Source organism: Neisseria bergeri, from assembly GCA_003044455.1.
In the GTDB taxonomy this organism is placed as follows: Bacteria; Pseudomonadota; Gammaproteobacteria; order Burkholderiales; family Neisseriaceae; genus Neisseria; species Neisseria bergeri.
In genome coordinates this window covers 77,998-102,168 of sequence record POWY01000002.1, presented here as the reverse complement: position 1 = coordinate 102,168, position 24,171 = coordinate 77,998, and the positions used below count along the sequence as shown (strand labels likewise).

Below are 24,171 nucleotides of genomic sequence, written 5' to 3'. Positions count from 1 at the left end.
ACGGAGCAGGCAATGCCGTCTGAAGGGGGGAACGTGCCTTCAGACGGTATTTCCGGCGGCGGCACACGGATTTCGGGCGGTGCAAAAGGCAACGCGCGGCATTCCGCAAAGCCGCCGATTGCGCCGGATGCCGCATTTCGCGCCGCGCCCTTGTTTTGCTACATTTCCCACTTACCTTATTTGTTCGGAACATATTGATGAAAAAGAGAAAAATACTGCCGTTGGCAATTTGTTTGGCGGCTTTGTCTGCCTGTACGGCGATGGAGGCCCGCCCCGGGCAAATGAAGCCCAAGCCCCCCCGCGCGGATGAAATGAAAAAAGAAAGCCGCCCCGCGTTTGACGCGGCAGCCGTACCGGTATCCGACAGCGGGTTTGCCGCCAATGCAAATGTCCGCCGTTTTGTGGACGATGAAGTCGGGAAAGGGGATTTTTCCCGGGCGGAATGGCAGGATTTTTTTGACAAAGCGGCTTACAAGGCGGACATCGTCAAGATTATGCACCGACCCTCCACATCGCGTCCGTGGTATGAGTTCCGCACGGGAAATTCGGGCAGGGCAAAATTTCACGGCGCGCGCCGGTTTTATGCGGAAAACCGCGCGGTTATCGATGATGTGGCGCAAAAATACGGCGTGCCTGCCGAGCTTATCGTGGCGGTTATCGGGATTGAAACGAATTACGGCAAAAATACGGGCAGTTTCCGTGTGGCGGACGCATTGGCGACTTTAGGCTTCGATTACCCCCGCCGAGCAGGGTTTTTCCAAAACGAATTGGTCGAGCTTTTAAAGCTGGCAAAAGAAGAAGGCAGCGATGTTTTCGCCTTTAAAGGCAGCTATGCGGGCGCAATGGGGATGCCGCAATTTATGCCTTCGAGCTACCGGAAATGGGCGGTGGATTATGACGGGGACGGACATCGGGACATATGGGGCAACGTCGGCGATGTTGCGGCATCGGTTGCCAATTATATGAAGCAGCACGGTTGGCGCACGGGCGAGAAAATACTGGTGCCGGCGACGTTGGACACGGGTGCGGATGTTCAGGCAATCATTGGCGAAAAAACCGCCCTGACGCGGACGGTGGCGGATTTGAAGGCGTACGGCATCATCCCCGGGGAAACGCTCGCAGATGATGAAAAGGCGGTTTTGTTCAAACTGGAAACCGCACCCGGTGTGTTTGAATATTATTTGGGTTTGAACAATTTTTATACGGTATGGCAGTACAACCACAGCCGGATGTATGTAACGGCGGTCAGGGACATTGCCAATTCGCTTGGCGGCCCGGGATTGTAGTGTTTTTTAAAATGCCGTCTGAACCGAAACGCGGTTCGGACGGCATTTTTGCATCCTTTTATGGGGATTTCCCGCATCAGGGCGGTATTCGGGGCGAAGCCCGTTTCAAACGGCATTGCCGGTCAAGGCTTGTCCGAAGGAGGGTGTCCCTGTCCTTTGGCGGGCGGGAGGAAAAGTATGCAGGGATTGCTTTTAATCTGATTCCAAAAACTTTTGATCAGGTTTCGGATGCTGCCGATTTTCGTGCCGCGCGATCGCAGGGCGACGAAGAGGGCGAGGCTGAAGCTGACGCAGAGGTTGACCAGGCCGATGGCGAGGACACTGAAAATGCCGAGTACGAACGTGCCCAAGCCGACGTTGCCGCTGACGGCGGCATAGCCGAGGTTGGCGGAGGAAAAGGCGACGTGGCGGATGTCCAGCGGCAGCCCGAGTAGGTGTCCGAAATAGCCGGTCATACCCAGGAGCATCCCGAAAATAAAGTTGCCGACCAGCGAGCCGTAGTGTTTGTGGATATAGGCGGCGAGGACACGGCGGGGTCCGGGGCGCATGATTTTACGCAGCAAGGGGTTGAAGGGCAGGCGTTGGCGCAGGTTGAGGTAGTCGGCGCGGTTGTCGAAAAAACCTGCGATGATGCCGGAACAGAACAGCCACAGACCTGCAATGGCTGCATACCACAGCGTCGGGTAAGCGATGATGTCTATGGATTTGAACTGGTAGGCGGCGGTGTGGGCATCGAGTATGGGCTGCCGGTACAGATGGGCATAGCCGAACGATATGGCGCACGCCAAAAGGATGGCGATGGAAACGTTGCCGAAGACAGCGACGCTTTGGGAGCGGCATACGTCGATGAGGAGCTTGGCGAGTTTGTTGTCCACCGCTTTGCCGCCTTCGTTGAGATCGACCTGTTCGGCAAAGCTGGCGGCAGTCATCGCGGGCTGCTTGGTGGCGACGGTGCAGTGCAGCATATGGATGATCATAAAGCCGATGCCGTAGTTGAACCCCGCCGACAAGGAGGCGAGGAAGGGGCTGAGGCCGAGTGTGCCGATGCGGATTTTGAGCAACGCCATCAGGGCGATGATGATGCCGCCGCCTGCCGCCGAGTAGAACATTTTGAAATATTCTTTGCGGTTGCGGGTGATGTAGTGTTCGCCGTGGTGGCTTTTGTTTTCGGTAATGCTGCGGGCAAGCATACGGATGCTGCTGCGGCGCAGGTGGCGGGTGCTGTATTGTTCGACCGCCGCGTAGATGAGGGAGTTCATCAGCGCGATGGTCAGGCGGTTGCTGTTGCCGGCACCGGTTTGGATGTCGGTGAGCAGCTTCAGACGGCCTACGGTCTGCCGGAGCCGTTCGAGCAGGTGGGCGACTTTGACCGACGAACCGGAGCCGGCCCCCGTCCCTTTGCGGCGCAAATAGTCAATCTGGCTGAAACATTGGTCGAACATCACTTCGAGGTGGGCGGTGTCGTAAGGCGCGGTGCCGTTGCGGTAGTGTTCGACCAGTTTGGCGGTTTCGCGCTGGAGGGCGACGAAGGAAGAATCGGCTTCCAGCAGGCGCGGGGAGATGCGGATGAGGTCGGGTTCGATGGCTTCGGATGCCGTCCAGACAGACAGCATTTCGATGGCGCGCAAACGGGCATCGGCAAGGCGGATGCCCGCCGTCTGCAATTTGGACGGTTCGGCGTGGCTCCGGATGAGTTCGTATAAAACCAGCCATTGGCGGATATTGAGCGTTTGCAGCCATTTGTCGTCGTTTTCGGAATGGAAAAGATAAAGGAAGACTTCGCCCAAGTTGGCAAAATCTTTATATGACGGGCTGAAGCGTTCGTAGATGCGTATGCCCATTTCCCGGGCAAAGCTGTGGCGCGAGAAGATGCCGAGTTTGATGAGTGCCGGATAAATGTGTATTTGCGCGAGCCAGATGTAAAAACACCGGCTGAAGCGGGACAGTAATTCCCTGTCTTGTTTGAATGTGTCGATAATCAGGTCGAAACGCTCCCCCGCACATTTTTTGCCGCCACGGCGCAAAAATTTAATCAGTGCGTTGAGGACGTTGACAAAATCGGTATGTCCCAAGCTTTCCGAAAGCAGGGGGCGCAGGTTTTGAGGGGTAATTTTCTTCATATCAGCCATTGTACCGCATCGGCAATCCGGCGTTAAACGCCCCGATGGCGGGGAGGGCGCGCCTGCGGAAGGCGGCGCATTTTCCGCCGGTTTGAAATCAAACTATATTAATGATATAATAAATATCGATAAATCAATCTGATAGAATAATCCGTATTGATTTTTAATTTTTTCGATTATAACAATTTCGGCCGGTTTGTGCATTTCGTCATCCGGAAGCCGGTATTTTGTCGGCAGGTTTTGACCGCTTTGCCCGATGACCGGGTTTGTCTGTTTTTAACAAAGGAGTGAGAAGGTTTGTCCCTGTCTGAATTTATAGAACGCCGAACGTCATTTAATCCGATGGTTATTTTGACGACTTTGTTTTTTGTGTGTGTTTTGGTGGTATTGGTTTTAACCGTGCCGGATCAGGTACAGATGTGGCTCGATCGGGCAAAAGAAGTCATTTTTACCGAGTTCAGCTGGTTTTATGTTTTAACGTTTTCCATTTTTCTGGGTTTCCTGCTGATACTCTCGGTCAGCAGTTTAGGAAACATCAGGCTCGGACGGGATGAAGATGTGCCGGAATTCGGCTTCCTGTCGTGGCTGGCGATGCTGTTTGCGGCCGGGATGGGCGTGGGTCTGATGTTTTTCGGCGTGGCAGAGCCGTTGATGCATTATTTTTCGGACATTACGGCCGGCACGCCGGAACACAGGCAGCAGCAGGCATTGCTGCACACGGTGTTCCATTGGGGCGTTCACGCTTGGTCGGTGTACGGTACGATTGCATTGGCTTTGGCTTATTTCGGTTTCCGCTACAAGCTGCCGCTTGCCCTGCGTTCTTGTTTTTACCCCCTGTTGAAAGAAAAAATTTCCGGAAGGTTCGGCGATGCCATTGATATTATGGCGTTGCTTGCTACTTTTTTCGGCATCATCACCACATTGGGGTTCGGGGCTTCCCAACTGGGCGCCGGATTGCAGGAAATGGGCTGGATTGCCGAAAACAGCTTCAGCGTGCAGGTTTTGATTATCGCCGCCGTCATGTCCCTCGCCGTCGTTTCGGCAATATCCGGGGTGGGGAAGGGCGTGAAGGTGTTGAGCGAGTTGAACCTGGGCCTTGCGTTTTTGCTGCTGTTTTTTGTTTTGGCGGCGGGGCCCACTGTTTACCTGTTGTCGGCATTCGGCGACAACATAGGGAACTACCTCGAAAATCTGGTGCGCCTCAGTTTTAAAACTTATGCGTACGAACGGGAACACAAGCCGTGGTTTGAATCTTGGACGGTGCTTTATTGGGCGTGGTGGTGTTCTTGGGCGCCGTTTGTGGGTTTGTTTATCGCGCGCATTTCAAAGGGGCGCACCATCCGCGAGTTTGTCTTCGGGGTTTTGCTCATCCCCGGCCTGTTCGGCGTTTTGTGGTTTACCGTCTTCGGCAATACGGCGATTTGGCTGAATGACGGGGTTGCGGGGGGAATGCTCGAAAAGATGACCTCCTCTCCGGAAACGCTGCTTTTTAAATTCTTTAATTACCTCCCCCTGCCCGAATTGACGAGCATCGTCAGCCTGCTGGTCATTTCCCTGTTTTTTGTAACTTCTGCCGATTCCGGGATTTATGTCCTGAACAATATTACCTCTCGGGACAAAGGCTTGAGCGCGCCACGGTGGCAGGCGGTTATGTGGGGCGTGCTGATGTCTGCCGTTGCCGTTTTGCTGATGCGCTCGGGCGGACTCGGCAACCTGCAGTCTATGACCCTGATTGTTTCCCTGCCGTTTGCCCTGCTGATGCTGATAATGTGTTTCAGCCTGTGGAAAGGCTTGAGTGCGGATAAGAAATATTTTGAGACCCGGGTTAACCCTACCAGTGTATTTTGGACGGGCGGCAAGTGGAAAGAACGGCTGGTGCAGATAATGAGCCAGACGCAGGAGCAGGATATTTTAAAATTCCTCAAACATACCGCATCGCCCGCTATGCACGAGTTGCAACGGGAGCTTTCGGAAGAATACGGCTTGAGCGTCCGGGTCGATAAGATGTTTCATCAGGACGAGCCCGCAATCGAGTTCGTCATTCGGAAAGAGACGATGCGCGATTTTATGTACGGGATTAAGTCTGTCGGGCAGGATGTATCCGACCAGTTGATTAACGACGGCAAGCTGCCGCATATCCGGCATCAGACAACTTACAAACCCTACGCTTATTTTTTCGACGGGCGCGTCGGGTACGATGTGCAGTATATGAACAAGGACGAGCTGATTGCCGACATTTTGAAAAACTACGAACGTTATTTGATGTTGTTGGATGATGTCGGTCAGGAACTGATGGCGCACGAGCAGGTGGAATTGGCAGAGTAAGTGCCTTATCTCCGGCGTTTGCCAAAAAAATGCGGTGAAGCAGATTCACCGCATTTTTTTGCCGGACGGGGCTTCAGAGGGCACGGCGTTCATTTGTTTTTTTCAAACTGCTCCTTCAACACCCGTTTCAATACCTTGCCCGTAGCGTTGCGCGGCAGCCCGTCTTTAAAGTGGATCTGTTTGGGGATTTTGAAATTTGCCAGCACGGTACGCAGGTGGCGGCGGATTTCGTCCTCGCCCAGATTCATACCTTCCTTCAATTGGACGAAGGCGACGATTTCCTCGTCGGCATAACGGTCTTTCACGCCGATGACGGCGGCGGCTTCGACGGCATCGAGTTTGTAGATTTCTTCTTCGATCTCGCGCGGATAGACATTTTGACCTTTGGAAATAATCAAATCTTTTTTGCGGTCGACGATAAAGATGAAGCCGTCCTCGTCTATGGTAACGAAATCGCCCGTTTTCAACCAGCCGTTGACGATGGTTTCATCGGTGGCGGCAGGCATATTGAGGTAGCCCCGCATCACCGAACCGCCCCTGACAATCAGTTCGCCCACTTCGCCGCGCGGCACTTCGACCAGTTCTTCATCGACGGCTTTGACTTCCAAACCGGGAAGGGGGATGCCGACGCTGCGGGCTTTTTGCCTCTCGGGCGTATTGACGGCGACGACGGGCGAGGCTTCGCTCAGTCCGTATCCTTCCAGCAATTTGGCGCGGGGGAACTTGGCTTTGAAATCGAGGATGGTTTGTTCCGCCAAAGGCGCGCCGCCGCTGATAAACAGGCGGATGCGGTTGAACCATCTGAAATACCAAGGGATTTTCGCCTTGCTCATCGCGGTGTAAATCGCGGGCACGCCCAAAAATACGGTCGCGCGTTTGAGCAGTGCCTGTTTCAAAACGTTGGAAAACGGGAAAACGGATTTGACCAAAATAATCGAACACGCCATATAAATCGGCAGCAGCACCATAGCCGTCAGCGTGAAGCTGTGGAACATCGGCAGGAAAACGATAAAGCGGTCGCGCTTGGAGATTTTAAAGATGCGTTCGATGCCGTTCAGGTTGGCGAACAGGTTGGCGTAGCTGATTAGCGCGCCTTTGGGATGCCCCGTCGTGCCGGAGGTGTAGATGATGTGTGCCAAATCATTTATCCGGGGTTGGCGGCCCAAGTCGGGTTTTTCGGGGAAGCGGCGCACGTCTTCAAAAAAGGCATCGCCTTCCGCCGTTTCGCCGGCCGGCCGGCTTTGGCCCGTCCAAATGATTTTTTCGACGGGCGTTTGCGCCTTCAAGCACGCTAATTCTTTGGACAGGCCGGCCGAGGCGAACAGGAAGCGCGCCTTGCAGTCGTTCAAAATATACGCGTATTCGCTGTTTTTCAAAAATGTGTTCATCGGCACGGCGACCGCGCCGATGGCGGAGACGGCGAAATAGGCGGTAATAAATTCTGTGGAATTGGAAACCGCCAGCGCGACTGTGTCGCCGAACTTCACGCCGATATTTTGCAGATACGCCGCAACGGCTTCGGCTTCCTGCTTGAGCGCGCGGTAGGCGGTTTTTTCCTTGCCGTCGAACACTGCCGTGCCGTTGCCGTTTTTGCGGCAGGCGGCGGTCAGCATTTCGTAGAAATTGGCATAAGTCCGGTTCATGAAACTTCCTTTATGGTTGCGGACGGAGAACGCCCTCATTTGAAAACAATATGCCGTCTGAAAACGGAAGGCGGCAGTTTATCATCTTTGCCTTCAGACGGCATATCAAACGCCGCCTTTGCGCCGTATGCCGGAGGTTCGCCCCCGTCCTTCCGATGCCTGAGGCGAATGCCGTCTGAAACACTATTTTTGTCCGACAGTTTTCTGGCAAGTGAAACAATAGACTTTGCCGTTGAATTTTACTTTATTCTGCCAGCAAAACTTAGCCACATTCTCGGAAACGGTTTTATGGCATGAGCAGCAGAACAAACGTCGAGCGGGTATGGGCTGTGTTTTATCTTTAGGGTTTGTTTCAGGGGTGTTTTCTGGCTCCGCAATACCAAAGCGCGCCTTCCAATCAATTTGTAACGGTTTATGAAGTTTGACCAGTTTTTGAGCTAAGTCCATAACCGTGTCTGCGGATACAATTTTTGACATGGAAGCCATTTGATGCAGAAAGGCAGATGGGCTGATTTCATCAATATCTTTGTCAATCCGTTTTTTCAACTGCTCATTCTTAATAATTCTTTCCAACTCTTTCGGATTTTGACTGTTCTTGGGCCGATGGATAATGGCAGAATTTGCAACCAAAATAAGACTGTGCAGGGAGGGCTTCATTTTCAACCCCATTCTGACGGGCAGTTCGATTTCGTCGCTTCTGAACAGTCTGGACAAAAACAACTGGTGACGGTTGTTTTGTTCGATAGGTGAAGCGATGCCATAGGGTTTACCTTGGTAAAATGCCGAAAATTCCCCATATTCATTAATGGCAATACCTTCGCCAAACCGTTTGCTTTCGCAAACATAGATTTCTAAGAAACGGTTGATTAATAAGTGATCAATCTGCGCGGAATGTCCTTCCAACTCTAAGCGTAAATCATGAATGACTGCCCAATTTTTGTTGTTTCCATAGAGGAAGTTGATTTGATAAGCAGCTTCTTTTTCACCTTTTAATCCAGACTGGATGTTGCGGATTTCTCTCTGAATCTGATTTTTCTGCTCTTGGGACAGCTGTGGCAACTCAAGCAGCCGGTTTAATTCCGACAAATCATTTTCCCGATTATCAGAATCTTTAATAATCATATTGTTTCCTTGATGTTTTCTATTTACAGTATTTTCAGAAGGCATCTGTATTTTTCATGTCGTCTGAAAGTCTTGGGTTTACGGTTTTGCGTGTGCGGAGCGGACGAGTTCTTCGAGGCTGTCGGCGAGCATTTCCGCCGCGCGCCGGTAGCCTTTGGCGGAGAAGTGTACGCCGTCTTTGGCGGCCCATCCTTGGTTGAGCCAGTTTTTCATACTGCAAACGCCGCCCATCGCGTTTTGCCAAGACCAAAACATCGTCTGCCCCTGACGGGCGACGCGCCGCTGCATCTGTTGGACTTCGGTCAGGCGGACGGGGCGTGTGCCGCATACGCCGAGCGTGTTTTTCAGGGATTCGGGTGCGCCGATGATGAGGATGCCGGCGGCGGGCAGGCTGTCGCGGATTTGGCGGACGGTATCCAGCCATTTTTGTTCGGTATCGGCAATGTCGATGTTGTCGCCGAAGGCTTCGTTGGTACCATAGGCAAGGATGACTAGATCGGCACCGGTTTGGGCAAGGTCGTTCATACGGTCGGCACGCCATTTCGACCACTGGGTCAATTGTGCGCCGTTAATGCCCATGGCGGAAACGGTAATGCCGCCGGCGGGATTTTCGATATTGATAAATCCGATGTCCCACGGCATTTCGGTCTGTATGGTCAGGGGCAGTGCCGCGCCCGTATCCAGTACCTGCCAGCCGCCGCCGTTGGCGGAGACGGTGTTGCCGTTGACGGTCAGGGTTTGTTCGGCGAGCAGGGGTTTGGCAAACAGGGAGATGCGTTGTTTGCCGGTCTGGCCGTCAGATGCGGTCAGGGTCATGCTGCCGTTATCGCCTGTTCGGGCAAGGATGCCGCCGAGCGGGAAGTCTCCGGTATTGTTCCTGCTGGTGAGGCTTTGCCAGTTGCCGTTATAGCGGACGGCCGCCATACGCTGCCCTTTGACGTTGGCGGGGTAAACCCAGCCTATGCCGCCGTCGCCCCATGTTTTTTGCAGGCGTTTGCGGAGGCTGTCGGTAAAGAAGTCGCCGGCGGTGTGCGAGTCGCCGATTTGCAGGATGCGGAAGGTCTCGCCGCTGCCCTGTGCGACGGATCGGAGTTTTTTCATCCAAGGCGAGGCGGCGGCGTTGCCGTAGTCGGTCAGCAGCCCGTTCGTATCGGTGTAGGGGGCGGACGGGGAAACGGTAACGGTGTCGAGGCTGACGGAGGCGACGGGCAGGGCTTCTGCCTGTATGGCGGCGAACAGGGCGGAAAATGCGATGAGGTGTTTGGGGTTCATGGCTGTGTACTTGATGGTTGCGTACTTGGTTCAAAAACGATTTTTTCCATTATTTTTGCCGCCAGCAGTTTTTGTCCTTCGGCGGTAAAGTGTATGCCGTCTTTACTGCGGTAGCGGACGGGTTTGCCGTTGACGTTGACGGAGTCGGTGTAGCGGTCTTCCCCGCCGCTCAGAGTGTGCGCGGTGGGAATCAGGATGATTTTGCCTTCCAGGTGTTCCGAAAGCAGTTTGTCGAGGTAGCGCATCTGCCCGTCGAGCTTGGCTTTTTTCATGTAGGGGATGCCGAGCCAGACGACTTGGACGTGGTGTTGTCGGGCGGCTTCGAGGATGCGGTCGGTGCGTTTCAGGTATTCTTGCGCCCATTCGTCGGAAGCGAATTTGAGGTAGCGTTTGCCGACGGGGAAATCCCACGGGTCGTTCGGACCGAGGAAGACGGCGAGCACGCTGATTTCGGGATGTTTTTTCAGGGTTTCTTCAATCGTTTTCGGCCAGTCGAAGAATGAGGGGTAGGACAGCCCCGTGCTTTGTTTGCTGAGGTTGACGGATTCGATGCCGTATTGCTGTTTCAGGCTTTTTTGCACGAAGGGTGCAACGCCCTGCATCAGCGAATCACCGGCAAAAAAGACTTTGTCGCCGCTGCGGACGGCGGCGGCTTCGGTGTCTTGTTTCCATTCTGTTTCACTGGTTTGAGGGACGGCTTCGGATGCGGCGGCTTCAGACGGCATATCTGCCGAACCGCCGTCTTGGGCCGCCGGCGGCGTTTCGCTGGACAGGAAGGCTTTGATGCCGTCTGAAAAGGCGTAGGCATTTTCTTGCAACGCCGCACCGTTCCGCCACCATCCGTAGGAGGCAAGCGGTTCGAGCGGACTGTTGCGGTGGTAGGTCTGCTGCCAGTAGGCGTTGATGGGGTTTTGGCTGAACCACACGGCAATCAGGGCAGACATCAGTATGGAGGCGAAAAGGGAAAGAAAGTTTTTCATGTCCAAACCCTTAAAAATTGGCATAAATAAAGCCGGGTATCCCCGAGGGGGCGAGGACGATAATCAGCAGCAGGATGATGGAAATCGGGATAAACCACAGCCACATCGGGATTTTTTCCAAACCTTTGACCGCGCCGTCGAAAGCGCGTTGCAGGTAAGGGTAGAGCAGCATGACGGATGCAAACGAGGCAAGCAGCAGCATATCCGCCCGTTGCGGCGCGTTCCAGCCGCCGGTATTGGCAAAGAGCGCGCTGAAAACCGCGCCTGCATCGTCGGGGCTTGCGGTATTGAAGACGACGAAGGTCAGGCAGACGAAATGGAAGGTGACAAACCACGAGAGCGGCGCGAGGTATTTCAGACGGCATAGCGCGTCGCGTCCGAAATAGCGGTCGCCCGTGTTGAGCAGCACCAACGCCGCGCCGTGCAGCGCGCCCCAAATGAGGAAGTTCCAGCCGTAGCCGTGCCAGATGCCTGAGAGTACCATTGCCGCCATCAGGTTGAACTGTGTCCGCAAAAAGCCTTTTTTGCTGCCGCCCAAGGGGATGTAGATGTAGTCGCGTATCCAGGTGGAAAGGCTGATGTGCCATTTGTCCCAAAATGCGCGGATGTTTAAAGCACGAAGCGGTGCGGAGAAGTTTTTGGGCAGCCTAAAGCCCAGCAGCATTGCCATGCCGATAACCAAATCGGAATATCCGGAAAAGTCTAAAAAAAGTTGGAAGGTATAGCCGTACACGCCCGCCAATACGCCCCAGCCGTCGAATTGGGCGGGGTTTTCAAATACGGGCGACACCCAGTTTTCCGCCAGCATCCCCGCCAGCCACCATTTTTTGGCAATGCCCAGCAGAATCAGGGAAACGGCGAGGGCGGGGCGGACGGGCGAACGCGGCCGGCGGGTGCGGATTTGCGCCAGTGCGCCCGCCTGTTCGCCGTCCGCGCTTTTGAATGCGGCGGCGCGGATAATCGGGCCGGAGGTAACGGTGGGGAAAAAACTCAGGTGCAGCAGCAGCTCGTGCCAGCCGAAACGCGCGGCGTGCGGGGCGCGGAAGCAGTAAACCAGATAGGCGAGCGACTGGAAGGTGTAATACGAAAGCCCCAGCGGCATCAGGATGTCGATTGCGCCGCCCTTACCGGCATATTGGGCAATCAGCGGCCGGAAAAAGTCGAAATATTTGAAAAAGCCCAAGACGGTAATCGAGGCGGCAATGCCGCACCCCAGCCAAAAGCGGCGCGTATTTTCGCGATCGGAACGGAGCAGTTCGCCCAAAAGGTACACGCAGGAGGAATAAAGGACGATGATTGCCGCAAATACAGGGCTGATATGGTAGAGCCAGCCCATACCGGCAGCCAAAAGCAGCAGGTTTTGGACGGACGGGTATTTCGCAAAGCCCCAGTAAATCGGCAGGAAGGCGAGAAAGAACAGTGCGAATTCGACAGACAGCAGCGGCATAAACCATCCTTGGAACAAAAAAATAGGCGTTCAAACACGGCAAAGCCCGTTATTTTAAGCAGGGGCGGATATTTCTTCAATCAAAATGCCGTCTGAAGGGCGGGAGGGGCTTCAGACGGCATCGCGCGGTCAGGTTCGGATATGGCGGTTCAAATTCAGGCAGACCCACAAACCTGCCGCCGCCGTCAGCATACCCGCAACGCCGATGCAGGAAATGCCCGAGTATTGCGTAACCCAATGTCCCAGCAGCGCGCCGCCGCCGATACCGACGTTGTAAAGCCCCGAATAAATCGAGTTGGCAAGGTCTGCGGCATCGGAGGCGAAATCCAAAACTTTGGAAACCATCCCCAAACTGACGACCACAATCGCCGTCCCCCATACGAACACCAGCGCGTAAATGGCGGCAGGAAAATGCGCCAAAGGCAGCAAAAGTCCCGAAGACAGGGCGATAAGCGATACCGCGCCCGCCAAAAATGCGCGCGGATGTTTGGCAAACCATTTGCCGAACAGGTACGACGCGGCAAAACCCGCCAGGCCGTACAGCCCCAGCACCACCGTAACCTGCCGCGCGGAGAAACCGCCGATTTGGATGACGAAGGGCTCGATGTAGCTGTATGCGGTAAAGTGCGCCGTAATCACCAGCACCGTCATCGCATACAGCAACATCAGTTTTTTTCGTTTCAAAAGCAGGGGCAGGCTGCTTAAAGAACCGGCATTCACGCTCGGCAGGCGCGGCAGGCTTTTGGCAAGCACTGCCATCACCGCCGCCGCACACAGTCCGATCAGCAGAAAACTCGCCTGCCAGCCCAAATATTGTCCGACCATACGCCCGAGCGGAATCCCCGCCACCATCGCCATCACCGTTCCCGTGCTGAGCAGCCCCAATGCCTGATTCCCTTTTCCGACAGGGGCGATGCGTACTGCCAGCGAAGCCGTAATGGACCAGAACACCGCGTGCGTCAGCGCAATCCCCACGCGGCTGGCAAGCAGGATTTCAAAACGCCATGCGGCAAACGACAGGATGTGGCTGACGGTAAACAGTGCAAACAGTACCAGCAGCAGGCCGCGCCGTTCCATATGGCGCGTCAGCAGCATCAGCGGCAGCGAAGTCAGCGCGACAATCCACGCATAAACCGTAATCATCACACCCGTTTCGGTCGCCGCCATGCCGAAGCTTCGTCCGATGTCGCTCAAAAGCGCGATGGGGATGTATTCGGTCGTGTTGAAAATAAATGCGCCGATTGCCAAGGCAATGATGCTCAACCAGGGTTTTTGTGAAGCGTTCATTGTTGTTGTCCTGATGGGAATTGCCGCCATTATGCGCAAGCGTCCGTATTTTTTCAAACCGCCGTACCGTTTCCGCGTTTGCCCAAGTTCACGCTCCGACTTACAATAACGCCCGTCAGAATGCAGTACCAACGAAAGGAAAAATCATGGAAACCCTTATCCTCGACATCGGCGGCATGAGCTGCGGCGGCTGCGTCAAAAGCGTTACCCGGATATTGGAAGGCGTAAAAGGCGTGGCAAGCGTCGAAGTCAGCCTTGAAAACAAAAGCGCGACCGTCGGTTACGACCCCGTGCAAACCGATGCAGGGGCGTTGATTGAAGCCGTTGAAGACGGCGGCTATGATGCCGCGTTGAAATAAAGCGGCAAAAATGCCGCCTGAAGCCTTCGCGCCTCCCCGATGCCGTCTGAAGCACGCTCCGTGCCTTCAGACGGCATTTTTTATGTAAGGTTTACGGCTCCTGAGGAATCATCAGTACGGGGATGACGACTGCCCATACCGGAATGTCTTCCCGATATTGTTCGAGATATTTTTTGCCTACATCTTTCAAATAGGAGACACCGACAGCGGCAACGGCGGCACGGGCATGTTTGGGGATTTTTTCTTTAAAATTCTTGGCGGTTTTGGCAACCGGTATATTGTTGGCGCAGAAAAGGTAATTGCCGCCGCCGTCTTCAATGATGTCCAGGCTGTCGCCGGTTTTCAACATTTTGGCAGCTTCGATGCGTTCGCCGATTTCCCCGTATGAAGGATTTTCGTTTTCTCGGGCGATAAAGCCGATATCCAACGCTCCTCCATAGTTGGAAAGCATCCTATATTCGACATTCAATTCAGGCAGTTCGGCAAAGGTGCGGTCTATGCGCTCTACGTCTTCGGGCAATGTGTTTATCCATGCGTGGTGCGGCGTGTGGCAGATCAGTGTCAGCGTCTTTTTGGCACGGGTCATTGCGACATAATAGAGGCGGCGGTTTTCGTCGCTGCGCTCTTCCCAGCCGTCGTCCAGGATAAAGACGTGGTCGAACTCCAAACCTTTGGATGAATGCGCCGTTCCCAAGAATATGCCGTCTGAACGGCTGATTTTTTCGTTGCCGACATATTCGTACAGCCAGTTTTTCAGAAATGCCGCAGGATGTTGCTGTGCGACAGTGTTTTCAGACGGCAGGGCAATGGGGAATTCGTTGAGGAAGTCGGTTTTAAGCTGTGCGAACCAGTTTTCCCATTTCTTGCCGCTGCGTCCGATTTCTTTCTCTGTCAACCGACAGAAATCCGCCGAAGAAAGCATACCGTCCACCGCCGTTTCGATGCCGTGCACCAGACGGACAAATTCGCGTGTTTTGCATAAAGACAGGCTTTGTTCGTTTTTCAGGAAGTAGGGAATGCCGTTTTGTTCGCACCATGCCTGCATGGGGTTGAGTGAGGCGTTGTTGCGGGCAAGGACGGCGATGCTGTTCCAAGAGATATCCGCCAAATTCCGCAAACGCTGTATTTCCGCAATGACGGCTTGGGATTGGATGTTGAAGCGTTTTCTCCGGTGGAACTCGGGGTGCAGGCGGATGACGCGGACGCGGCCTTGGCGTTCGGGGTCGGTTTTCGCCCAGCCGCCGCCGTCGGGGTCTTGCCGCCTTTCGGGATTGACGGCGATAGGGTGCCGGGTTTTCAGGCGGTCGGGCATTCCGCTTATCACGCGGTTGGCGGCGGTGATGATGTTTTGCGTGCTGCGGTAGTTGAAAGTCAGGAAATCGGGCGAATCCACGCCGTATTCTTCCTGAAAACGGCGGATGTATTCGTTGCTGCTGCCGTTGTAGGCAAAGATATTTTGGTCGTCGTCGCCGACTGCAAGAATGGTCAGCTTGTCTTCATCGTCGCGTTTCCTGCCTGCCAGCGCGGAAACCAGCCTGTAATGCCGTTCGCTGATGTCTTGGTACTCGTCTACGAGGATATAACGGAATCCCGACATGATGCGCTCGCGCGCTTCGTCCCCGTCGCCGCCGCTTATGCCGTCTGAAAGCATGGCGGTGGCGGCTTCACACCATTTTTCAAACTGTTCTTCGGTTTTCCGTTCCTCCTGTTCTCTGCTTTTGCCGTCGAAGCCTTTGCTGTCGAAACGTACGCCTAAAAGCCGCATTGCCATACCGTCGTAAGTCAGGACGGTAACGGCCCGGGCAAGGTTGCCGACCAGTCCGTGCAGGCGGCGTTTGACTTCCAGCGCGGCAAGCCGGGTAAAGGTCAGGACGATGATGGAGGATGCCGGAACGTGCTGGACGCGCAGAAGATAGGCGACACGGTGGACGATGATGCGCGTTTTGCCGGAACCGGGGCCGGCAAGTACCAGGCGGTTCCTGCCGCTCTGATCGGTAACGACGGCTTTTTGCACGCTGTTCAGACCGTCCGTTACGGCATGGAGGGTATCCGGGGAGACGGGTTCTTCCAACTCTTTCAGCCTTCCTGAGAACCATTTGTCCTTAAATGATTTTTCATCCGTTTTAAAATAGTCGGCGACCAGGTTTAAGGCTTCGGTGATGTTTTTGAGCGCGCGTTCCGCATATTCGCGCATGACGTGGATTTGGAAACGTTTTTCCCCGTAAAACGTTTCCAAGGGGCGGTAGTCAGATTTGAGGTATTGCCGTTTGGATTCCAGCGCGTTCCGGTTGGGGACGATGGTCATCGCGTGGCGCAGGATGGTAATGCCGTGGTTCAGTTTGATGATGCCCAGTTTGTGCATGAACAGCAGTGCCTGTTTGAGCAGGGTTTCGCGGCGGTTTGCCGGAATCTGTACCGACAATTGCATATCGTCGGCAAGCTGCTGCACCATTTCGCCGATTCCGGTTTCCACGACGACATCTTTTCGCCGGACACCCTCTGTCTTGCCGATGAGGAAGGACAGGATGCAGGCGCAGATGTTGCGGCGCAAAAGGGCGGTTTCCTGAATATTTTCCCAGCTGTCATTGTTTTTGAAACGGATTTTCAGGCAACCGTTGCCTAAGTCGCGGATTTCAAAGCTGCCGTTTTTATTGGATTCGAGTGCGGATTTGTCGTCTGCAAAAGACAGGATGAGCTGCTTGATTTCGGCGGGCGTGCTTTCCAGTCCCGAATCGTGCATTTCGTAGCAGACGGCATTGACGGCGAGATTTTGCCATATTCCTTGGTCGGCATCGGGAATTTCCGTTTTCAATATCTGCCAGAGTTTTTCTTCCCATCGGGTTATTTTTTCCAAAAGCCCAGACGACGGTTTGATGTTGTCGGTACGCAGGATGACGGTCATGCGCGTATCGTTGGTCAATATGCCCATTTCTTCGAGGCTGTGCAGGTGTCCGCGCAATTCTTCCAAGCTGCATGCGGTCGCCTGTATCAGGTCGTCGGTACTGAGCGGTTTGTCATCCGGTGCGTTGAATACGATTTCGGTAATGGTCAGGTAGATTTCTTTGAGCCGTCGGGCGAACCGGCCTTTTTGAATCAGCTCCGAAGCCTGTTCCAGAGTCAGTTTGCCCGAGCGTGAAGGGAAGATTCTGGTGCGGTTTTCTTTGCGGTCGAGCAGTTCGGCACGTTCCAGCCAGGAAATGGCGGTTTTGATTTTGGTGTCCGACTGGCGGTCGTCCCTGTCGAAGCTCATATATTCTTCGCTGTCTTTCAGAATCTCGCCGCCGGTGGCGACGACTTCGCCGCAACCGTCCTTACCGTGTGCAGCCGTGTTGAGCATGCCGATTTTGCGCCATACCGTTTTGAGGTCGCGCAATTCTATTTGCGACATTTTGCTGATGCCGAATTGGGTATCCACATCGCTTTTTTCATAAAGCAGGATGCATTTTGCCTCTTCTCGGTCCCGTCCGGCGCGCCCGGCTTCTTGAAGGTAGTTTTCCAGCGAACCGGTGATTTCGGCATGAATGACCAGCCGTACATCAGGTTTGTCCACGCCCATGCCGAAGGCGTTGGTGGCGACGATGACGCGCAACCCGCCCTCGATAAAGCGGTTCTGTATGTCTGCTTTAGCATTGGTTTCCAGGCCTGCGTGGAAGTATTCGCACGCCCAGCCTTGTTTTTGGAGGTATTCGTTATAGCCTTCCGCACTTTTGCGCCTGCCGACGAAAACGACTGCGCCGCCACTTTGATGGTCGAGTTCGCGGTGGAGTAGCTCGTCGATTTTTTGTTTTTTGATGCCGTCTGAAGCTTCGAAAACTTCGTAAGACAGGTTGTCGCGCGCGTTGTCGCCGATAAATTGCCTGAATTCTATGCCGGCCTGCTCGCGGAAATTATCGGTAATGTCGGCAAGTACGTCGGGTTTGGCGGTGGCGGTAAAGCAGCTTACCGGTGCGGTGCCGCCGTTTTTCCTGCCGTGTTCGGCGATGAATTTGACCGCATACAGGTAATCGGGTCGGAAATCGTGCCCCCATTTGGACAGGCAGTGCGCCTCATCGAATACCCAGCCGTTGATTTGACGTTGGGAAATGGCGGAAATGAAACTGTCGTTGCGGAACTGTTCGGGGGCGACCAGCAGGATGCCGATGTCGCCTAATGCGGTTTTGTCCAATATTTCGGCACGTTCGACCACTTCGACCAGGCCGTTGAGCATAGCGGCGCAGGTAATGTTTTTTCTGAGCATTCCGTCCAGCTGGTCTTTCATCAGCGACTGCAGGGGCGAAATGACGACTGTCAGCCCGCCGTTACGGTAATAGCGGTTGAGTGCGGGAACTTGGTAACACAGGGATTTTCCGCCGCCTGTGGGCAGGACCGCCAGCGTGTGCAGACCTTTCATCCCCGACTGCACAATGGCGCGCTGACCGCCTTCGAAACCTTTGAAATGGCGGAATTCGGACAGTTTGAAATAACGCTGCAACTGGGCTTCGGGATTGAGCATGTCGGCGCAGTAGTTGCAGTTGCTGTCGCCGCAGTCGTGATCGCGCAGTTCGGCAATCAGCCGGGCCGTTTCCGGAAAACGGCTCCGCACCCACGGGGCAAGCACAGAGTTGCAGCCGGAGACGTTCAGCCATGACAGGGCATAGGCAAGCGAAGGATAGATGTCGCGGTTGTGGATGTCGGTTTTCATCAACTCCAGAAAACGTGTGCGGCAGACTTTCAAACGCCCTTTCCCTTCGTTGTCCTGCATCATCATCCAAATAATGCGTATCAATCGGTTGGTATCCGGGTGTTCGGTACGTTCGGTGAGGGAGATGCCGTCTGAAAAACGATACGGCAGATGCATATCGGACAATGCCGCCCACAGGGTAAATTCATCGGGTCTTTCGGTTTTGATTTTGCCGAATGCGGTGCACTGATCCTGAAAAAGCTGCCAACAGGCGCGGCAGTCCGCCAACGGGGAGTTGAGTTCGGAAGAGATGATTTTGTAGTTTTTAATCAGACGGTGGTACGGGTTTTGCGGAAAGGCGAGCGGCGACAGCTTCAGCGTATCGATAACGGGCAATGAAAGCCATGCCTGGTCGGGCGCGGCTTTTTTCAAATACGGCAGGTCGTGTTCGAGGAGGTTGTGTCCCATCAGCCATTCCGCACCTTCCGCAAGGGGCTGCATTTCCGCCAATGCCTTCCTGAAACCTTCTTCATTGCGGAAGCTTCGTTCGAAGCCGAGGTCAAGGTCGGGCCGGTATGCACCGATTTTGAAGACGGTATCGGTTTTGGGGTTAATTTCCAAGTCGATGATTAAAACGGCAGGTACGGCAAAATCCATGGCGGTCGGGATGCTGGCATAAAACGGTCAATATACCATAGTGTTGCGCCTTTATCCCTTATTTCGGCAAGATGCGGAGGGATGCGTCCGGACGTATGCGCATACCTTCAGACGGCATACTTGTTCGGAAGCCCGATAATTTCCGTGCGGTTGAAGTAGGCAGGCGAATTGGTTAAACTTGCGGGCATATTGTCTTTAGAGTGAACAGAATATGTCGGGCAAGAAGAAAAAAGCCGCTTCCGCACCCCCCGTTATGGCGAAGAAAGCGCGGCAGACGGTTGTCGGCAGTCCTGCCTCCCATATGGCGGAACCTTCGGAAATATCGGACATCAAAAATTCATATGATGATTTGATGTACGAATCCGGTGCGTTCCCTCAAACCGCCATCAATAATTTGGAGGCACGCGCCCGCATGATGGGTCTGAAGCCTGCGGCAGCGGCAAAAGCCAAGGTCTTGGAGCTGGGCTGTTCGATGGGCGGCAATATCATCACGCAGGCGCTTTATTACCCGGATGCGGAATTTGTCGGCATCGACTTGTCCGGCAGGCAGGTTGCGCAGGGCAACGCCATCATTGAAAAAATGGGCTTGAAAAATGTGCGTCTGGAAGAAAAAGATATTTTGACCGTCGATGAGTCATTCGGAAAATTCGACTATATCATCGTCCACGGCATTTGGTCGTGGGTGCCTGACGCAGTTAAAGACAAAATCTTTTCGATTTGCCGGAACAACCTGACCGAACACGGCATTGCCTATATTTCATACAATGTTTACCCCGGTTGGAAGCGGCAGGAGCAGTTGCGGGATGTTATGCAGTTTGCCGGCAGGGATGTGCTTGAAGAACCCTTGGAAGCGCGAACGCGGAAAGGCTTGGACGCGCTCAAGGCACTGGCGGAAATTTTGGAAAACGACAAGGGCTTGGGCGGCGGCGGCAAACTTCCGGCGATTCAAAAAATATTGAATCACAATACTTATTATGTCGCACACGAATATATGGAAATATTCAACGACCCGATTTACGTCAACGGCTTCATCGAATGGGCAAACCGCCACCGGCTGGCGTATATCGGGGATACCGATTTGCACGCGTCTTTTGTTTCTTGGATGGCGGAGCATACGCGGGAGCGGATTCTGGCATTGGCAGGGGGCGATTATATTGCCAAAGAATTTTACAGCGATATTTTATCCGACCGCCAATTCCGCCGTTCTCTTTTATGCCGTGAGGAAGTCGGGGATACTGTCAGGCGTGATGAGTCGGTTGCCGTCGAAGTGATAGAAAGTTTGAATTTCCGCCCGGCAAGAGGGGAAACAATCAACTTTGATGAAAACGATACCCTGCTTTCGGGTATACGCGATGTGATGAAAACCGGAGAGGCGTTTAAAACGGAAGATGTTGCGGAAAATCTCGCCCGCCGATTTCCCGGTTTGGAATTTGACCGCATGAAAATCAATTCCCAGCTTTTATTGCAAACCATTCTCGGGCGTTTTTCTGTTTCATCAGACAATGCGGGCAAACCATTTTTTGAAGACCATAAAACCTATGTGCCGGCGCGTTTTACAGATTATGTCGCCGCCTTTGTGGAACACGGCGCGGAAGCGTTTGTCCGGCCTGCCAACCGTTACAACGAAAGCACGCCCTCATTCGGATACGGGCATTTGTACATTATGCGGCAATTGTCGCGGCCGACGAGCAAACAGGCGGTGATAGATGCGGTTGCTGAAAACTTGAACATCGTCAGCACCACGCCCGACGGTTTGACATTCCATCCGCCTGCCGAAGTGTATGTGGAAGAAATATTGGCAGACTTGGCAGACAGGCATTTTCTCGTTTTGGCGGATTGACGGGCAAGTCCCGACGGCAGTCCGGCCGATATATTTTCAGACAGGAAAGACACACACTGCGAAAAGCGGTACACGACACATATGAACCAGACATTTACCTTGCCCGATACGCGCCCGTATCCCCAAAATCCGATTAAAAACCACCTGCTGCTCAATGCCTACCAGTTGGCGCATAATTCTTCCCAGGCTTCGCGCAAACTCTCGTCCGGCCAACTTCAAACCGAAATCAGGGGGATGCTTGAGCAAAACCACTATATCAACCTTTCCCTCGCGCTGACGATGTCGCCCGATGCCGGAACTTATGCCGCGCTGCTTTCCAGTGTGAACGCGGTACTCGATTGCGAGAAAGAAGGCGAAGTGCAGTGGTTCGCCCTGCCGGTCGTGCTGGTGTCCGGCTGCAAAAAAGAACGGGCAATCGAGATGAAGCTGCCGACGGAGGCCTTGTTTGCCTGCCTGCAAAACTATCCGCACCTGCGCGCGTTGACGCAAAAGACACAATGGCTGCCTTATCTTGTGCATTCGTCCGATTTAAGTGCGGTCGCGCCGGATGAGTGGTGGCGTGCCAAACAAAATACCGAAGCGGCGGCGCAACACTTACGCCGTTTCGCCCCGCGCCCTTTGCTGTTGCCCGAAGGACAGTCCGTCCACGTCGTTTACGCGCTGGGTTTCGGCAGCGGCAAAGTTCAGACGGCATTGGGTCAGAACCTTCTTCAGGCAGGCCTGCCCTTAATGCAGGTATGGCAGGAAAATCTCGCATCGGAAGGCGTTACGCTGTTTGCCAATCCCTTATCCCCCAACGCACCCACGCAGGCACTTTCAGACGGCAGCCACACGCGCCAACGTATGGCGATGGATGTTTTTGCGGCAAACGCGATACGCGCCGTCCGTATGCAGAGCCCGCGCGTCGGCGTGGTCGCTGCGGCAAAGGCGGGCGGACAGATTCTATTCGGGTTTAATGCGACAGACGGCGCGTTTGAAGTCGTGCCGCAGGTGTTTTCGTGGCAGCTTTCCTTTACCGACAATATCGCCGTTGTTCAGCAGAATTTTTTGGATTTAATGGCAGAATGCCGCGTGGAACACGTTTACCTGTTGCACAATCCCTTGGGCGAACAGGAAAACATCCCGAGCTATGCGGAAGCGTTGAAACGGGAAGGGCACAATCCGTTTTTCAGTACACAATACGATTGACCTGCCGATGCCGTCTGAAAGGGTTTCCGCTTCAGACGGCATCGCGTTGGAACAGGGCGCGGATATGAAAAAACCGAAAATCCTTTTTGTCTGCCTCGGCAACATCTGCCGTTCGCCGATGGCGGAATACATTTTGCGCCGCCGTGCCGCCGAAGTAGGGATTCCCCTCGAAACGGACAGCGCGGGGACATCGGGCTGGCACGACGGCGAGGATATGCACCGTGAAACGGCAGGCATATTGAAAAAACACGGTATTAACGCTTCGGGATTCGTCAGCCGCAAAATACGGAAAAGCGATGCGGCGGCGTTTGACTACATCATCGCGATGGACGGCAAGAATTTGTCCGAATTGGAAAAAACCTTCGGCAGGCAGCCGGAAAAAATATTCAAGCTGACCGACCTGATACCCGAAAGCGGTTACGACCATGTCCCCGATCCGTGGTACACGGGCGATTTTGAAGAAACCTTCAGGCTTGCGGATGCGGGCTGTCGGGCATTGTTGGAAAAGATTTCCAAATAAAGTAATTGAATACAAATATAAAACCGCCTCCTGCCGTATTGGTTGTTCAGACGGCATAAACAGGGAATTTATGAAAACAAATTTCAAGCAAAAAATCATCGAACAGGCACGCAGAGAGGGCTTGCAGGTAACCGCTTTGCGCGAGCAGGTATTAGATATTGTCTTGCAGCAAAGCGGAGTGATTAAAGCCTACAATGTTTTGTCGCAGATGCAGCAGCAAAGCGAGGGCGCGGTTGCGCCGCCGACCGCCTACCGCGCCCTTGATTTTTGGGCGGAGCAGGGCGTTTTGCACAAAGTGGCGGCGGTCAACGGCTATATTTTGTGCAGCCACGCGCAGCACGAGTGCAACGACCATTGCCACGACCACGAAGAAGCCGAAGCGCACCACAGCGCGTTTATTTTGGTCTGCACCGAATGCGGCACGGCGGACGAGCAAACCCTCAGCCACGAGTGGGCGGCACTGCGCGCTGGCGTTGCCGAGAGCGGCTTCGCGCTGAAAGAAGAACACGTTGTTTTAACCGGGATTTGTAAAAAATGTCAGAAGTGAAAAAAACCAAAGTCCACCTGATTTCAGGTTTTCTGGGAACAGGCAAAACCACCGCGCTCAAAAGCCTGATGGCGCAAAAAAACCCCAACGAAAAATGGGTCATCATCGTCAACGAATTCGGCGAAATCGGCATTGACGGCGCGGTATTGAGCGACAACGGTATCCCTGTGGCAGAAATCGCCGGCGGCTGTTTGTGTTGCACCGCCGGCCCGCAAATGGGCGTAACCGTGCAGAAAATGCTGCGCGACGCCAAGCCCGACCGCCTGATGATTGAAGCCAGCGGACTGGCGCACGCCGCCAGCGTCATCGACGAATTGAAAGCCAAACCGCTGGACGGCCTTTTGGAAATCGGCGCCGTCTTTACCGTCGTCGATCCGCGCCAGTTCATCAACCCCGATTACGCGCAACAGGCGTTGTATAAAGACCAAATCGGCATCTGCGACGTATTGGTCGCCAGCAAAACCGATTTATGCACCCCCGAACAGCTTGCCGAATTTCACGATAAAGCGGCAAAACTGTTCCCGCCCAAAGCCAAAGTGGTCGAAGTCCGAAACGCGCAACTCGACATCCGGTGGCTCGATATTCTCGTCATCGAAAAATCACGCTACCGCCTCAAAGCCCTGCCGGACAACACCATGGGCTTCCAGTCGCAAGGTTTCACATTCCCCGCCGGACGCGATTTTGACGGCGAAAAGCTGACCAACTTCTTCAATGATTTGCCCAAGATGACCGAAGGACTCGTCCGTGCCAAAGGTGTGTTCCAAGTGCTCGGCACTTGGGTGTGGCTCAACTGGGTGGACGGGCAGTGGGGCGCGAACCAAGTGTCTTGGCGGCGCGATTCCCGTTTTGAATTGATTGCCAAATCGTTTGACGCGGATTTAATCGAACAAAAGCTCAAAGACGCATTGGAATAGCGTT

Annotated in this window: 18 protein-coding genes; 10 read left to right on the top strand and 8 right to left on the bottom strand. The window is 54.1% G+C overall.

Annotation, left to right across the window (positions count from 1 at the left end; genetic code table 11):
• Window positions 1-12 precede the first annotated feature (12 nt).
• Entirely contained in the window at window positions 13-198 is a 186-nt protein-coding gene (locus DBY86_RS13585) for a hypothetical protein (protein ID WP_234403376.1), read from the top strand.
• Complete coding sequence (mltB, locus tag DBY86_RS03555; protein WP_107818940.1) at window positions 198-1,286, top strand: lytic murein transglycosylase B; 1,089 nt, start codon at window positions 198-200, stop codon at window positions 1,284-1,286. The genes DBY86_RS13585 and mltB overlap by 1 nt, the downstream gene beginning before the upstream one ends.
• 122 nt (window positions 1,287-1,408) lie before the next feature.
• Here the strand turns inward: mltB and DBY86_RS03545 are convergent, their stop codons facing one another.
• Window positions 1,409-3,415 (bottom strand): site-specific recombinase, encoded by a 2,007-nt coding sequence (locus DBY86_RS03545; protein WP_107818938.1) that lies wholly within the window; start codon window positions 3,413-3,415, stop codon window positions 1,409-1,411.
• 288 nt (window positions 3,416-3,703) lie between these two features.
• Here DBY86_RS03545 and DBY86_RS03540 point away from each other — a divergent pair, with 288 nt between their 5' ends.
• Complete coding sequence (locus DBY86_RS03540) at window positions 3,704-5,731, top strand: BCCT family transporter (protein ID WP_002241635.1); 2,028 nt, start codon at window positions 3,704-3,706, stop codon at window positions 5,729-5,731.
• An 89-nt stretch (window positions 5,732-5,820) separates the two neighbouring features.
• Here the strand turns inward: DBY86_RS03540 and DBY86_RS03535 are convergent, their stop codons facing one another.
• The gene (locus DBY86_RS03535; protein ID WP_107818937.1) at window positions 5,821-7,374 is read right to left on the bottom strand and encodes a fatty acid--CoA ligase; all 1,554 of its coding nucleotides are present in this window, start codon (window positions 7,372-7,374) and stop codon (window positions 5,821-5,823) included.
• Window positions 7,375-7,424: 50 nt separating this feature from the next.
• Between DBY86_RS03535 and DBY86_RS13900 the strand changes: the two genes are divergently transcribed.
• On the top strand, window positions 7,425-7,553 hold the full coding sequence (locus DBY86_RS13900; protein WP_259677180.1) for a hypothetical protein: 129 nt from the start codon (window positions 7,425-7,427) through the stop codon (window positions 7,551-7,553).
• Window positions 7,554-7,557: 4 nt separating this feature from the next.
• Here the strand turns inward: DBY86_RS13900 and DBY86_RS03530 are convergent, their stop codons facing one another.
• The 5 genes from DBY86_RS03530 to DBY86_RS03510 form a co-directional block, all read right to left on the bottom strand.
• A complete protein-coding gene (locus tag DBY86_RS03530; protein ID WP_107818936.1) occupies window positions 7,558-8,496 on the bottom strand; it encodes a nuclease-related domain-containing protein in 939 nt (312 codons plus the stop codon).
• A gap of 78 nt (window positions 8,497-8,574) precedes the next feature.
• Window positions 8,575-9,768 carry an SGNH/GDSL hydrolase family protein gene (locus tag DBY86_RS03525; RefSeq protein ID WP_107818935.1) on the bottom strand — a complete coding sequence of 398 codons (1,194 nt, stop codon included), beginning with the start codon at window positions 9,766-9,768 and terminating at the stop codon, window positions 8,575-8,577.
• Entirely contained in the window at window positions 9,765-10,748 is a 984-nt protein-coding gene (patB, locus tag DBY86_RS03520) for a peptidoglycan O-acetyltransferase PatB (RefSeq protein ID WP_107819038.1), read from the bottom strand. The genes DBY86_RS03525 and patB overlap by 4 nt, the downstream gene beginning before the upstream one ends.
• A 10-nt stretch (window positions 10,749-10,758) precedes the next feature.
• Window positions 10,759-12,195 (bottom strand): MBOAT family O-acyltransferase, encoded by a 1,437-nt coding sequence (locus DBY86_RS03515; protein ID WP_107818934.1) that lies wholly within the window; start codon window positions 12,193-12,195, stop codon window positions 10,759-10,761.
• A gap of 129 nt (window positions 12,196-12,324) precedes the next feature.
• A complete protein-coding gene (locus DBY86_RS03510; RefSeq protein WP_107818933.1) occupies window positions 12,325-13,482 on the bottom strand; it encodes a sugar transporter in 1,158 nt (385 codons plus the stop codon).
• A gap of 146 nt (window positions 13,483-13,628) precedes the next feature.
• Here DBY86_RS03510 and DBY86_RS03500 point away from each other — a divergent pair, with 146 nt between their 5' ends.
• On the top strand, window positions 13,629-13,841 hold the full coding sequence (locus DBY86_RS03500) for a heavy-metal-associated domain-containing protein (RefSeq protein WP_107818931.1): 213 nt from the start codon (window positions 13,629-13,631) through the stop codon (window positions 13,839-13,841).
• Window positions 13,842-13,932: 91 nt separating this feature from the next.
• Here the strand turns inward: DBY86_RS03500 and DBY86_RS03495 are convergent, their stop codons facing one another.
• Window positions 13,933-19,158, bottom strand: coding sequence for a RecQ family ATP-dependent DNA helicase (locus DBY86_RS03495; protein WP_107818930.1), 5,226 nt, complete (start codon window positions 19,156-19,158; stop codon window positions 13,933-13,935).
• Window positions 19,159-19,459: 301 nt separating this feature from the next.
• On the opposite strand from DBY86_RS03495, the gene DBY86_RS03490 reads away from it, so the two are divergent.
• From DBY86_RS03490 to DBY86_RS03470, 5 genes are all read left to right on the top strand, one after another.
• Entirely contained in the window at window positions 19,460-20,998 is a 1,539-nt protein-coding gene (locus tag DBY86_RS03490; RefSeq protein WP_199901043.1) for a class I SAM-dependent methyltransferase, read from the top strand.
• 81 nt (window positions 20,999-21,079) lie between these two features.
• The gene (locus DBY86_RS03485; protein ID WP_003713079.1) at window positions 21,080-22,186 is read left to right on the top strand and encodes a hypothetical protein; all 1,107 of its coding nucleotides are present in this window, start codon (window positions 21,080-21,082) and stop codon (window positions 22,184-22,186) included.
• A 64-nt stretch (window positions 22,187-22,250) separates the two neighbouring features.
• Window positions 22,251-22,706 (top strand): low molecular weight protein-tyrosine-phosphatase, encoded by a 456-nt coding sequence (locus tag DBY86_RS03480; protein WP_107819037.1) that lies wholly within the window; start codon window positions 22,251-22,253, stop codon window positions 22,704-22,706.
• A gap of 70 nt (window positions 22,707-22,776) precedes the next feature.
• The gene (locus tag DBY86_RS03475; protein WP_003713075.1) at window positions 22,777-23,253 is read left to right on the top strand and encodes a Fur family transcriptional regulator; all 477 of its coding nucleotides are present in this window, start codon (window positions 22,777-22,779) and stop codon (window positions 23,251-23,253) included.
• Window positions 23,241-24,167, top strand: coding sequence for a CobW family GTP-binding protein (locus DBY86_RS03470; RefSeq protein WP_107818928.1), 927 nt, complete (start codon window positions 23,241-23,243; stop codon window positions 24,165-24,167). The genes DBY86_RS03475 and DBY86_RS03470 overlap by 13 nt, the downstream gene beginning before the upstream one ends.
• Window positions 24,168-24,171: the final 4 nt, after the last annotated feature.